At 71.2% G+C, this 13329-nt stretch carries 11 protein-coding genes; 6 read left to right on the forward strand and 5 right to left on the reverse strand.

Going from position 1 to position 13329, the window contains the following annotated elements; genetic code table 11:
• Positions 1-129: 129 nt before the first annotated feature.
• Positions 130-300: a hypothetical protein gene (locus ACFVWW_RS19530; protein WP_386877559.1), complete on the reverse strand. Its 171-nt coding sequence runs from the start codon at positions 298-300 to the stop codon at positions 130-132.
• Between ACFVWW_RS19530 and ACFVWW_RS19535 the strand changes: the two genes are divergently transcribed.
• The 4 genes from ACFVWW_RS19535 (at position 299) to ACFVWW_RS19550 (ending at position 3121) form a co-directional block, all read left to right on the forward strand.
• Positions 299-973, forward strand: a complete 675-nt coding sequence (locus ACFVWW_RS19535; protein WP_386877560.1) for a hypothetical protein — start codon at positions 299-301, stop codon at positions 971-973. The two genes, ACFVWW_RS19530 and ACFVWW_RS19535, sit on opposite strands and share 2 nt — an antisense overlap.
• A complete protein-coding gene (locus ACFVWW_RS19540) occupies positions 963-1541 on the forward strand; it encodes a hypothetical protein (protein ID WP_386877561.1) in 579 nt (192 codons plus the stop codon). Before ACFVWW_RS19535 ends, ACFVWW_RS19540 begins: the two co-directional genes overlap by 11 nt.
• A gap of 23 nt (positions 1542-1564) precedes the next feature.
• A complete protein-coding gene (locus tag ACFVWW_RS19545; RefSeq protein ID WP_386877562.1) occupies positions 1565-1921 on the forward strand; it encodes a hypothetical protein in 357 nt (118 codons plus the stop codon).
• Positions 1922-2092: 171 nt separating this feature from the next.
• Positions 2093-3121 (forward strand): aspartate-semialdehyde dehydrogenase, encoded by a 1029-nt coding sequence (locus ACFVWW_RS19550; RefSeq protein ID WP_384333031.1) that lies wholly within the window; start codon positions 2093-2095, stop codon positions 3119-3121.
• Positions 3122-3212: 91 nt separating this feature from the next.
• On the opposite strand, the gene ACFVWW_RS19555 is transcribed toward ACFVWW_RS19550, so the two are convergent.
• Positions 3213-3731 carry a DUF1203 domain-containing protein gene (locus ACFVWW_RS19555; protein WP_386877563.1) on the reverse strand — a complete coding sequence of 173 codons (519 nt, stop codon included), beginning with the start codon at positions 3729-3731 and terminating at the stop codon, positions 3213-3215.
• A 147-nt stretch (positions 3732-3878) separates the two neighbouring features.
• Here ACFVWW_RS19555 and pepN point away from each other — a divergent pair, with 147 nt between their 5' ends.
• Positions 3879-6446: an aminopeptidase N gene (pepN, locus tag ACFVWW_RS19560; RefSeq protein ID WP_386877564.1), complete on the forward strand. Its 2568-nt coding sequence runs from the start codon at positions 3879-3881 to the stop codon at positions 6444-6446.
• Positions 6447-7279: 833 nt separating this feature from the next.
• On the opposite strand, the gene ACFVWW_RS19565 is transcribed toward pepN, so the two are convergent.
• Genes ACFVWW_RS19565 through ACFVWW_RS19575 form a run of 3 tightly spaced genes read right to left on the reverse strand, consistent with a single transcriptional unit; the run spans position 7280 to position 9969 of the window.
• Entirely contained in the window at positions 7280-7510 is a 231-nt protein-coding gene (locus ACFVWW_RS19565) for a hypothetical protein (protein WP_384188283.1), read from the reverse strand.
• Positions 7511-7530: 20 nt separating this feature from the next.
• Positions 7531-9735, reverse strand: a complete 2205-nt coding sequence (gene malQ / locus ACFVWW_RS19570) for a 4-alpha-glucanotransferase (protein WP_386877565.1) — start codon at positions 9733-9735, stop codon at positions 7531-7533.
• Positions 9736-9969 (reverse strand): hypothetical protein, encoded by a 234-nt coding sequence (locus tag ACFVWW_RS19575; protein ID WP_386877566.1) that lies wholly within the window; start codon positions 9967-9969, stop codon positions 9736-9738. It abuts the gene before it with no gap.
• A 279-nt stretch (positions 9970-10248) separates the two neighbouring features.
• Here ACFVWW_RS19575 and ACFVWW_RS19580 point away from each other — a divergent pair, with 279 nt between their 5' ends.
• Positions 10249-13278, forward strand: coding sequence for a beta-N-acetylglucosaminidase domain-containing protein (locus ACFVWW_RS19580; RefSeq protein WP_386877567.1), 3030 nt, complete (start codon positions 10249-10251; stop codon positions 13276-13278).
• The last annotated feature ends 51 nt before the right edge of the window (positions 13279-13329 follow it).

Raw genomic sequence — 13329 nt, forward strand, 5'->3', positions numbered from 1 at the left:
TCTGTCTGGAAAAAGAATGACACAAACATTACTTGGCCATGACCTACACCACTAACTGAAATGTCATCAGATGGCCTTTTAGTTCACTTTATATTCTTGCTGCGTCTACTCCTTTGATGCCAAAATTGCTCAGCATTCACGCCCGCCCTCAGAGGAGAGTTCCTGAATGTCGCGAAGAAAATGGGCCGTCTGGGCCGTCTCGTCGACCGCCGTAATTGCCTTGACAAGCGGGGCGGCGCTGTCGATGGACAGCGAGCCGAGGGGCAGGGACACCCAGCCCGAAGGAATTGCCAATGCCATGGAGACCGTCGCATTCGAAGATGCCGGTCAAATGGCCGTCACTGCCGCCAAAGTGGTTCGCGCCACGGTGACCTCCGTCAGTCCCGGCCGCATCACCGGTGCGGACGAGCCCACCGACCCGGGAGAGGAGCCTCCCACCACTCAGGCCAGAGACGTGACACTGACGGTCACCGACGATCTCAAAAAGCCGGGTTCGCTGGCCGCGTGGCCCAATCCCATTGTCGTAGAAGAGTGGGGATGGGACAGCGAGGGTGAGGGCTACCAGGTCAATAACTACACCTGGAGCGAAGTCGGTGAGGAGTACATCTTCTTCCTGAATTATGCGCAACCCATAGGCACGAATCGCTGGAGCGTGATCAATACGGAAGGGCGGGCGCACATCGGCCCGAACGAGGAGCTGACGTCTTCCGCCGAGGAGGGATCGGCACTGAGCTACAGCGTGGAGAGCTTTTCCGCCTGGGGACTGACGCAGTACCTGAATCGCCTCTTCGACAAGAACACCCCGCCGGAGGACAGGCCGGACGCGGCCGACATGCCCGTGCCGGCGCCGTCGGGGTACGGGGAGACCCCCGTTCCGGGCATCGATGACAGCCCCATTCCAGGGGTCTCCGAGGGCGTAGACCCGTTCCCCTCCGCCACCAAGCCCGACCTGGGAACCGAAGATGGCTCCTGACCCGCTCCGACCGAAGCCGTTCGCCAAACTGGAGATGATAATGGCAAGAAGACGGTGGGCTGCCGTAGCAGTCGCTTCTGGCGCCCTGCTTGCGTCGTCGTTGTGTTCGCCGGCTTACGCGGGTCACGATGACTCAGGATTTGACCCCGACAACAGGAACCAGGCAGTCAAGGGATTTTCCCTGACCGCAAAAGGCAAGAGCGCCATGGAGTGGGGAAAGAGCCAGCTTGAACGCAGCGTAATCACCACCTCATGGGGTGGCGGGGACATCGAGGTGCACGACTACGCGACCAGGGGCGTCACCTGGGCAGGCCAGACGAGATGCAAGGACTGGAACGCGCTTTTCACGTCCTGCGACGTGCTCACCATCCAGTTCAACACGGCCAACAGTTACGACAACTGGACCTGGCTGGTCATAGGTTGTCATGAATTCGGCCATACGGGAGACCTGGGCCATCGGAGCGCGTCGAACGACACCGACAACAACTCCTGCATGCGCAGTAACACCGGAAGCGCGTACTACAAATTTGATTCGCATGACATAAGCGCCATTGCGGCAGGCACGTGATGTCCACGCGCACAAGAGTGCGAGTGGGCGTTGCGACGATCATCGTCGCGGCCGTCGTCGGCTTCACGGGCTTCCAGCTGGCAGCAGCGGATGAATTTCAGAACAAGGCTGACCAGGCAAAGTTCTGCGAAGAGGCCATGCCGCTGGACCTGCAGAACTCGCACGACCTGAGCAACGACAAGAAAGGACACATCCTCAAGGAGCTGAGCGAGCTGGCACCCGAAGGTGTCCACGACGAATTCACCTCCCTTCTCGACTGGTACGAGCACTACCGCGCCGAGGACAAAGAAGACGCCCGCGAAGCAAGCTTCGCCATAGGTGAGTTCATCGAAAAATCCTGCGATATCAACATAGGAGGAGTCAGGGCCTCGCGCGACTGAGACTCGTCACCCAGCACAGCCGTCCCGTCCGAACCATCCCGTCCGAACCGTCCCGTCCGAACCGTCCCGTCCGAACCGTCCCGTCCTTCGGACATCGGATTGGACAAGGCGGGCATGCTGGTACGCATCATGGAGCGGCAAGCGTGCCGCACGTACGTACGGAGGAGTCCCGTGAAGGTCGGAATCGTCGGAGCCACCGGTCAGGTCGGCACAGTCATGCTCAGGATCCTGGCCGAGCGGGACTTCCCCGTCACCGAGCTGCGGCTCTTCGCCTCCGCCCGGTCCGCGGGCTCCTCCATCGAGTGGCAGGGCACCCCGGTCACGGTGGAGGACGCGTCCACGGCCGACTACTCCGGACTCGACATCGCGCTCTTCTCCGCCGGCGGCGCCACCTCGAAGGCGCTCGCCGAGAAGGTCGCCGCGCAGGGCGCCGTCGTGATCGACAACTCCTCCGCCTGGCGTCGTGACCCCGAGGTCCCGCTGGTGGTCTCCGAGGTCAACGCGCACGCGATCAAGAACCGTCCCAAGGGCATCATCGCCAACCCGAACTGCACGACGATGGCCGCCATGCCCGTACTGCGCCCGCTGCACGAGGAGGCCGGGCTGACCGCGCTGGTCGCCACCACCTACCAGGCCGTCTCGGGCTCGGGCCTCGCCGGCGTCGCCGAGCTGCACGGCCAGACGCAGAAGGTCGTCGCCGAGGCCGACAAGCTCACCCACGACGGCGGAGCCGTCGACTTCCCGGAGCCCGGCGTCTACCAGCGCCCCATCGCCTTCAATGTGGTGCCGCTCGCGGGCAATCTCGTGGACGACGGCTCGTTCGAGACCGACGAGGAGCAGAAGCTCCGCAACGAGTCCCGCAAGATCCTGGAGATCCCGGAGCTCAAGGTCTCCGGGACCTGCGTCCGGGTGCCGGTCTTCTCCGGCCACTCGCTCCAGGTCAACGCCCGTTTCACGCGTCCGATCAGCGTGGCGCGCGCGTACGAGCTGCTGAAGGACGCGCCGGGCGTGGAGCTGTCCGAGATCCCGACCCCGCTCCAGGCCGCCGGCAAGGACGCCTCGTACGTGGGCCGGATCCGTAACGACGAGACCGTGGAGAACGGCCTCGCGCTGTTCCTCTCCAACGACAACCTCCGCAAGGGCGCCGCGCTCAACGCCGTCCAGATCGCGGAGCTGGTCGCGGCCGAGCTGAAGGGCTGAGCCGACCGCTCAACCGGCGGGGCGGGATTCCTTACGGGAGTCCCGCCCCGCTGCCATGTCAGTCACGGCGTACGTCGACGTCGCGGCGTACCTAGAAGTCGCGGCGTACCTCGAACTGGAAGCAGCCGTACTCCACCGCCCGTACATGCACCAGCGCGACCCGGGGGTCGGCGAAGGCCTCCGCGAACGCCTCGTCGAAGCCCTGGTCGACGTCCTCCGGAAGCTCCGGGAGCTCCAGAAGCCGGCCGCCGAGGATGTGTCCTTCGGCGTTGTAGCGCCGTACGGTGCGCAGCGCGCCCGGCCTCGCGTACGGATAACCGGCCGCCGTCGCGTCCGGCGCCGGGCCCTCGCACTCCTCGGCGTGGATGAAGACCGGTCCCTGCTCGTCGTACGCGCCCGGCCTGGCCCAGGTCTCGGCGGCCCAGCGCCGCAGCGGGGCGTACGAGACGAGGAGCAGCAGCTCACCCGTCCGGCTCTGTCGCAGACAGCAGCGCAGCGGGGAGCCGCCCTCCGCCTCGGTGAACGGGCTACGGGTGAAGCCGGCGTCGTCGGTGGCGCGCAGCTCCTTGAGCGCGGCGGGGGTGATGGGGCGTGCGATGTGGTTGGTCATGGCTCAAGGCTCGCGCCGCGCCGCCGTCGTGACCGGCGGTTTCCGGACCTCGCGGTGGGGCGGGGCGTCGCCGGTTACTCACGGGCAGCGGGCGGGGTGCGCGTGGAAGGATGGCCCCAAACGTCACGAACCGAGGAGATGACCCGGGTGCCTGGCACTAATCTGACCCGCGAAGAGGCGCAGCAGCGTGCGCGCCTCCTCACCGTTGACTCGTACGGGATCGACCTCGATCTCAGCGGCGCGCAGGAGGGCGGCACCTACCGGTCCGTGACCACGGTGCGCTTCGAGAGCACGGAGGCCGGGGCGGAGACCTTTATCGACCTGGTGGCGCCCGCCGTGCACGAGGTCGAGCTGAACGGCACGTCGCTGGATGTCGCCGCCGTCTTCCGGGACTCGCGGATCGCGCTGCCGCATCTGCTCGAGGGCCCGAACGAGCTGACGGTCGTCGCGGACTGCGCGTACACCAACACCGGTGAGGGGCTGCACCGCTTCGTCGACCCGGTCGACCAGCAGGCGTATCTGTACACGCAGTTCGAGGTGCCGGACGCGCGGCGCGTCTTCGCGTCCTTCGAGCAGCCGGACCTGAAGGCGACCTTCCAGTTCACCGTGAAGGCCCCCGAGGGCTGGACCGTCGTCTCCAACTCGCCGACGCCGGAGCCCAAGGACAACATCTGGAGCTTCGACCCGACCCCGCGCATCTCCTCGTACATCACCGCGCTGATCGTCGGCCCGTACCACTCGGTGCACAGCTCGTACGAGAAGGACGGGCAGTCGGTGCCGCTCGGCATCTACTGCCGTCCGTCGCTCGCGGAGTACCTCGACTCGGACGCGATCTTCGAGGTCACGCGGCAGGGCTTCGACTGGTTCCAGGAGAAGTTCGACTACGACTACCCGTTCGCGAAGTACGACCAGCTGTTCGTACCGGAGTTCAACGCGGGCGCGATGGAGAACGCGGGCGCGGTGACCATCCGCGACCAGTACGTCTTCCGCTCGAAGGTGACGGACGCGGCGTACGAGACGCGGGCCGAGACGATCCTGCACGAGCTGGCGCACATGTGGTTCGGCGACCTGGTCACCATGGAGTGGTGGAACGACCTGTGGCTGAACGAGTCGTTCGCCACGTACACCTCGGTCGCCTGCCTGGCGTACGCGCCGGGCTCCCGGTGGCCGCAGTCCTGGACCACGTTCGCCAACTCCATGAAGACGTGGGCGTACCGCCAGGACCAGCTTCCGTCTACGCACCCGATCATGGCCGAGATCCGTGACCTCGACGATGTGCTGGTCAACTTCGACGGCATCACGTACGCCAAGGGCGCGTCCGTGCTGAAGCAGCTGGTCGCGTATGTCGGGCAGGACGAGTTCTTCCGGGGCGTGCAGGCGTACTTCAAGGCGCACGCGTACGGGAACACCCGGCTGTCGGACCTGCTGGGCGCGCTGGAGGAGACCTCCGGGCGCGATCTGAAGACCTGGTCGAAGGCGTGGCTGGAGACGGCCGGCATCAACATCCTGCGTCCGGAGATCGAGCTGGACGAGTCGGGTCATGTGACCTCGTTCTCCGTACGGCAGGAGGCGCCGGCGCTGCCGGCGGGCGCGAAGGGTGCGCCTGTCCTGCGTCCGCACCGGATCGCGATCGGCTGCTACGACCTGGACGAGAACGGCAAGCTGGTCCGTACGAACCGGATCGAGCTGGACGTGGACGGGGAGAGCACCGAGGTGCCGTTCCCGCCGAACACGCCGCGGCCGGCCGTGATCCTGCTCAACGACGACGACCTGTCGTACGCGAAGGTCCGCCTCGACGGGGAGTCGCTGCGGGTCGTCACCGAGCACCTCGGGGACTTCACGGAGTCGCTGCCGCGCGCGCTGTGCTGGGCGTCGGCGTGGGACATGACGCGCGACGGCGAGCTGGCGACCCGGGACTATCTGGCGCTCGTGCTGTCCGGGATCACGAAGGAGTCGGACATCGGTGTGGTGCAGTCGCTGCACCGCCAGGTGAAGCTGGCGCTCGACCTGTACGCGGCGCCCGAGTGGCGCGAGGCGGGGCTGACCCGCTGGACGGACGCCACGCTGGCGCATCTGCGGGCGGCCGAGCCGGGCAGCGACCACCAGCTGGCGTGGGCGCGGGCCTTCGCCATGACCGCGCGTACGCCGCAACAGCTCGACCTGTTGCAGGGGCTGCTGGACGGTACGGACACGATCGAGGGCCTCGCCGTCGACACGGAGCTGCGCTGGGCGTTCGTCCAGCGGCTGGCCGCGGTCGGTCTGCACGACGAGGAGGAGATCGCGGCGGAGTACGAGCGCGACAAGACGGCGGCGGGCGAACGCCACGCGGGCGCGGCGCGCTCGGCCCGTCCGTCGGCGGAGGCCAAGGCGGAGGCGTGGGCGTCGGTGGTGGAGGGCGACAAGCTCCCGAACGCGCTCCAGGAAGCGGTGATCAGCGGCTTCGTCCAGACCGACCAGCGTGAACTGCTGGCTCCGTACGCGGAGAAGTACTTCGCGGCGGTGGCGGACGTCTGGGAGTCCCGCTCCCACGAGATGGCGCAGCAGGTCGCGATCGGCCTCTACCCGGCGCTCCAGGTCTCCCAGGCGACCCTGGACGCGACGGACGCGTGGCTGGCCTCGGCGGGCCCGAACGCGGCACTGCGCCGCCTGATCTCGGAGTCCCGCTCGGGCGTCGAACGCGCCCTGAAGGCCCAGGCGGCGGACGCGTCGGCGTAACGGTCCGGGGGCGGGTGGGGGCCCTGCGGGGCTTGTTCCCCTACCCGCCCCTTCCCGAAACCGGGGACAAGCCCCCGGCCCCCCGCCGGCACACCGCGCGCTTCGCGGCGCGGGGTCCGGGCGGCCCGCGTAAGCGCGGACCACACGACCCCGACGGGGGTCGACCCCCGTCGGCGCACCGCGCACTCCGTGAAGCATGGGCTGGCTACACGGCCCCAGCGGGACCGGTTCCCCGCACCCCGACGGCGCACCACGCGCTTGGCAGCGCGGGTGCCGAGTCGGCTCGGTGCGCCGGGTGGCGGACGGGGCACGGCCCCGGCGGGGGCCGATCCCCCGCCCCCGACGGCGCACCGCGCGCTCCGCAGCGCGAAGGGCCGGGCGGCCCGTGACGTGCCCGCGCAAGCGCGGGCCACACGACCCCAACGGGGCCGACCCCCGTCGGCGTACCGCGCGCTCCGTGACGCACGAGTCGGCCACAGGGCCCCAACGGGACCGAGCCCCCCGCACCTCCGGCGCCGCACTGCGCGCTCCGTGACGCATGGGCCGGCTACACGGCCCCAGCGGGCGCGGCCCCCGCCCCGGCAGCGCGGGTGCCAAGTCGGCTCGGTGCGCCGGGTGGCGGACGGGGCACGGGCCCGGCGGGGGGCCGATTCTCCGCATCTCCGGCGGCGCGGCGCCGGAGCGGGGCGTGGGGGGCTGGGGGCCTGCCCCCAGTTACGGGAAGGGGCGGGGTGGGGAACAAGCCCCGCAGGGACACCGCCCGCACACACAAGGGCGCCGCCGCGGCACGTCGTGCCGGGCGGCGCCCTTGGAGCGCGTTCGTTCGGGTCGGGTCAGACCCGCTTGTCAGACTTGTCGAGCGCCATCACCAGGCCCGCGATGATCGCGAAGAGCACCAGCGGCGCCGCCACGTACAGGCCGAGCGTCTCGGCCACACTCAGGCCGGGGCCCGGGTCGTCGCCGTCGTCGCGGGTGAGCGCGAGCGCCGGGGACGTCATGAGCAGCATCATCAGCGTCGTACCGGCCGCCAGGGCGCCGGCGCGCAGAGCGTTCTTCTTGTCCACGGTGCAAACGTAGCGAACGCCTAGGCCGGCCGCGCGCGCGGGGGTGCCGTTCGCGGCCCGGGCGGCTCCATCAGCACCTCCATCAGACCGTGCAGCCGGGGCGACGCGGCCAGTTCCTCCAGCGTCATCGGGCGGCCCTCGGCGTCCGCGACGGGCAGTCGCCAGTTGGGGTACTGATCCCAGGTGCCCGGCAGATTCTGCGGCCTGCGGTCGCCCACCGCGTCCGGCAGCCAGACCCCGACCATCCGCGCCGGGGTGCGCAGCAGAAAGCGGTAGACCGCGCGGATCTCCTCCTCCTCGTCGCCGTCCCCGCCCGGCAGCAGCCCGAGGCGCGCGAGGCAGTCGAGCCACTCGGCGACCTCCGCGTGCTCCTCCGACTGCTCCTCCTCCAGGGGGCGGGTGAGCAGTCCGAGCCGGTGGCGCAGCTCCACATGCTCACCGGTCAGCCGGGCCGCGGTGGACGGAAGGTCGTGGGTGGTGGCGGTGGCCACGCAGCCCTCGCGCCAGCTCTCGGGCGCCAGCGGCGCCCCCGTCCCCCGCCAGTCGCGCTCGAACCAGAGCACGGACGTGCCGAGCACCCCGCGCCGTTCCAGCGTTTCGCGGACGCCGGGCTCGACCGTGCCCAGGTCCTCCCCTATGACGACGGTGTCCGTGCGGTGCGCCTCCAGGGCGAGTACGGCGAGCATCGCCTCCGCGTCGTATCGGACATACGTTCCCCGGGTGGGCGGCTGCCCCTCCGGTACCCACCAGAGCCGGAACAGTCCCATCACATGGTCGATCCGCAGCGCCCCGGCATGCCGCAGCAGCCCCCTGAGCAGTCCGCGGTACGGGGCGTAGCCGGACGCCGCCAGGACATCGGGGCGCCACGGGGGCAGGCCCCAGTCCTGGCCGAGCGCGTTGAAGGCGTCCGGCGGGGCGCCGACCGAGATACCGGCGGCGAAGGCGTCCTGCTGCGCCCAGGCGTCGGCGCCGTCGGGATGCACGCCGACGGCGAGGTCATGGACGATCCCGACGGGCATTCCGGCGTCACCGGCCGCCCGGGACGCGGCGGCCAGCTGCTCGTCCGTCAGCCAGGCCAGCCGGGAGTGGAAGTCGACGCGGTCGAGCAGCTCACGCCGGGCCGCGGCCGTCTCGGCGGAGCGCGGATCGCGCAGCCCGGCCGGCCAGTCGCGCCACCGGGGGCCGTACATCTCGGCCAGGGCGTACCAGGTGGCGTGGTCCTCCAGGGCCCGGCCCTGCTCGGCCAGGAAGTCCCAGTACTCGGCGCGGCGGCCGGGGCCGAGCGGAACCGCGTCGAGGATGTCCAGGGCCGCGCGCTTGAGCGCCCATACGGCGTCACGGTCGATCAGCGCGCCCTCGCCGAGGACGGATTCGCGCAGGACCGCGGCCTTCTCCACGAGCGCGTCCAGCCGCGCCCGGTCGGGGCCGGTCACGTACGCGTACTCGGGCACCGCCTCGATCCGCAGATGCACCGGGTCGGGGAAGCGGCGCGAGGAGGGGCGGTACGGCGAGGGGTCGGTGGGGGTTCCCGGCACGGCGGCATGCAACGGGTTGATCTGGACGAAGCCGGCCCCGAGGGACCGCCCCGACCAGGTGGCCAGCTCGGCGAGGTCCCCGAGGTCGCCCATGCCCCAGGAGCGGGTGGAGAGCAGGGAGTAGAGCTGTACGAGAAAGCCGTGGGTACGGGCGGGGGGCCGCGGCAGCCGGCCGGGCGCGACGACGAACGTGACCCGGGCGGTGCGCCCGTCGGGGGCGCGGGCGGCCAACTGGTGCACGCCGAGGGGCAGCCGCGCCCACGCCGGGGCGTACCTGCCGGGCGGGGCGGCCCCCGGGAGCGGGGTGGGCTCCGCGGGCGCGGACAGCTCGGCGGGCAGGTCGGACCGGTCCTGCGCGGCGGGGCCCGCGGCCGGCAGGTCCAACGACTCGCCTTGTTCGGTCTCGACCCGGAGCGTCGTGCCGGGCGGGAGCGCGGCCAGCGGGGCCGGCAGTTCGGGTGCGCCGTCCCCGGCGGTCCACAGCACCACCGTCGGGGGCAGCAGGCGGCTCGCGGCGGCGGACTCGGCGCGGCTCAGCGCGTCGTCCACCGCCGGGGCGGTGGACGCGTCGACACCCAGCGCGGCCAGCACCGAGACGACCGTGTCGTCCGGCACCTGGACGGTGACGTCCGGGGCGGGTGAGTACGACGTCGCGACACCGTGCAGCTCGGCGAGCCTGGCCAGGCCCATTCAGACTCCTGGGGACTCCGTGCCGCCGGCCGTGCCGGGGGCGGTCGGCTCGCTGGTCAGCGGGGCGGCGTCGGCGAGCGGGGGCTCACTGGTCAGGGGGGCGGCGTCGGCGAGCGGCGGCTCGCTGGTCAGGGGGCCCGTACCGAGGTCGGCGAAGGGCGGTTCGCTCGTCAGCGGGGCGAGCTGCGCCTGTTTGGAGAGTGCGGAAAGCAGAAGCTGCGCGGATGCGGCCACGACGGCGCCTCCAAAGGACGGGGGACAGGACACAACAGCCCTACCCAGCGGGCGCGGCCGCAGACGCGTCCGTGCTGTAAACGTGCGTCGAGTCACGATCCGTTCCCCGTGCGGCAGTTGAAGGTCCCTGCCTATCACAACGGGCAAATGCGACACAAAGGCCACGCGCATTGACACCTTCACCACGCGAGTGGTGGGCTCAATGCCGCTCGGTGAGCCCACTTGGCGATAGTGCTTGGCGAGACTCCGCGGGACCAGGAAGCACGAGGGGAGCAAGACGTGCAGCTCGGGCGCAGAAGAGGGACCGCGACCGCCGTCGTCGTCGCCGTGATCGGTGGACTTCTCGGCGCCGCACCGGCCGCGCTGGCCGCACCCCATGAGCCCGGTTCTCCCGCGGCCACCACACCGGACCGCGAGGGCGGCACGGCGGTCCCCGCCGTCTGGCCCCGGCCGCATACGATCCGGGCGGCCGGGCGGGCGGTCTCCCTGGGGGACGAGGTGACCGTCGTCGCGGGCGAGGGCGCCGACCCGTACGCCGTACAGGAACTGACGGCCCTGCTGCGCGCGGCCGGAGTCCGTACCGTGCACCAGTCCTCCGTATCCTCCGGGACCGCACCCTCCGGAACGGCACCCTCCGGGACCGCACCCTCCGCCTCGGCAACCTCCGCCACCGGGCCGGTCATACTGGCCGGCGGCACCGGCGCACAGAACGCGCTGCGCGCCCTCGGCGCACCCCAACGCGCCGATCTCCCGCCCGGCGGCTACCGGATCGCCGTGGGCGCCGTCGCCGGCCGTGACACCATCGCCCTGGACGGCATCGGCGCCGACGGCCTCTTCCATGCCGCGCAGACCCTGCGCCAGCTGATCGTCACGCCGAAGGACCGGCCCACCGTCCCCGGTGTCGTCGTACGCGACTGGCCGGGCACAGCCGTACGGGGCACGACCGAGGGCTTCTACGGACAGCCCTGGGACCATCAGGAGCGGCTCGCGCAGCTCGACTTCATGGGGCGCACCAAGCAGAACCGCTATCTGTACGCGCCCGGCGACGACCCGTACCGGCAGGCGCGCTGGCGCGACCCGTATCCCGCCGCGCAGCGCGCGGACTTCCGTGAGCTGGCCGAGCGCGCCCGCCGCAACCATGTGACGCTCGCCTGGGCCGTGGCCCCCGCCCAGGCCATGTGCATGACCTCGGACAAGGACCTGAAGGCGCTCACCCGCAAGATCGACGCGATGTGGGCGCTGGGCGTGCGCGCCTTCCAGCTCCAGTTCCAGGACGTCAGCTACAGCGAGTGGCACTGCGCGGCGGACGCGGACACCTTCGGTTCAGGACCCGGGGCGGCGGCCGAGGCACAGGCCCGGGTCGCGAACGCGGTGTCGGCCCATCTGGCGGACCGGCACGCCGGCGCCGAGCCCCTCACCGTGATGCCGACCGAGTACTACCAGGACGGCTCGACCGACTACCGCGACGCGCTCGCGGGGGCGCTCGACGGCCGCGTACAGGTGGCGTGGACGGGCGTCGGGGTCGTACCGCGCACCATCACGGGCCGGGAGCTCGCGGGCGCGCGCGCCGCGTTCCGGCATCCGCTGGTCACGATGGACAACTACCCGGTCAACGACTACGAGCAGGGCCGGATCTTCCTCGGCCCGTACACCGGCCGGGAGCCGGCCGTCGCCACCGGCTCCGTCGCGCTGCTCGCCAACGCCATGGAGCAGGCGTCGGCGTCCCGTATCCCGCTGTTCACGGCGGCCGACTACGCCTGGAATCCGCGTGGATACCAGCCGCAGGAGTCCTGGCGGGCCGCCATAAACGATCTCGCGGGCGAGGACACCGCGGCACGCGAGGCGCTGACCGCGCTGGCGGGCAATGACGCGTCCTCCATCCTCGATTCGTCGGAGTCGGCCTATCTGAAACCGCTGTTCGAGGCGTTCTGGCGGTCCCGTACGACCACGGACGCCAAGGTCAGGAGCGCCGCCGCCGACCGGCTCAGGGCCGCGTTCACGGTGATGCGCGAGGCCCCGCGGCGGCTCGCCGGGGCCGCGGACGGCCGGCTCGACGACGAGGTGCGGCCCTGGCTCGATCAGCTGGCGCGTTACGGCGGGGCGGGCGAATTGGCCATCGACATGCTGCGGGCCCAGGAACGCGGTGACGGGGCGGCGGCCTGGCAGGCCTCACTGGATCTGGAGCCGCTGCGCGAGGCCGCGGCGGCGAGCCAGGTCACGGTCGGCAAGGGGGTGCTCGATCCCTTCCTCGACCGGGCCGTCACGGAATCGGCGACCTGGACGGGCGCGGACCGCGCCGCGGGCGCGGACGTCACCAAGGACGCGCAGGCGTACACCGTCGGCCTCGGCCGGGCCCGTCCCGTCGAGGCGGTGAACACGATGACCGAGCCCGGCACGGGCGCGGGCGCGACCGTCGAGGCCCATGTCCCCGGCGCGGGCTGGCGCCCCCTGGGCCCGCTCTCGATGTCCGGCTGGACCCAGTCGGACGCGCGGGGGCTGCGGATCGACGCGGTACGGATCGTCTGGCCCGGCAACGGCTCGGGGGTCGCGGGTCCTGGCGGGTCGGCGCCGTCCGTACGCCATGTCGTGCCCTGGTTCGCCGACGAACCGCGGGCCCGGCTCGATCTGGCGCGGGGCGAGGCGGACGCCCAGATCGGCGGGAAGCCGCAGAAGGTCGAGGCGCGGCTGGCGGCCCAGCGGCCCGGTGAGGTACGAGGCACACTCACCGCGAAGGCGCCTTCGGGCATCCGGGTGACGGTGCCCAAGGAGACGACCGTGCCGCGCGGCGCTCGTACGAATGTTCCCGTCGAGGTCAGTGTGCCCGCGGGCACCCCGGCCGGGACGTACGAGGTGCCGCTCGCCTTCGCCGGGGAGGAGCGGACGCTGACGGTCCGCGCCTCGCCGCGCACCGGCGGCCCGGACCTCGCCCGTACCGGCGTCGCGTCGTCGTCCGGTGACGAGACCCCCGACTTCCCGGCATCCGCCGTGGTCGACGGCGATCCGGTCACCCGGTGGTCCTCGCCGGTCGAGGACGGCGCCTGGTGGCAGCTGGAGCTGGCGCGGCCTGCCCGGGTCGGCCAGGTGGTGCTGCGCTGGCAGGACGCGTACGCGAGCCGCTACCGCATCCAGGTCTCCTCGGACGGGACCACGTGGCGCACGGCGGCGGCGGTCAAGGACGGCAGGGGCGGGCGCGAGGCGATCGGGATGGACGCGAAGGACACCCGGTTCGTGCGGATCCAGGGCGAGGCGCGGGGCACGCGGTTCGGCTACTCGCTGTTCTCGGTGGAGGCGTACGCGGTCGCGGAGTGACGCGGGGCCGGGCGTACGAAGTGACACGGGCCAGGCGTACGGAGTGACACG

This window comes from Streptomyces sp. NPDC058198 (assembly GCF_042882605.1).
GTDB lineage: Bacteria > Actinomycetota > Actinomycetes > Streptomycetales > Streptomycetaceae > Streptomyces.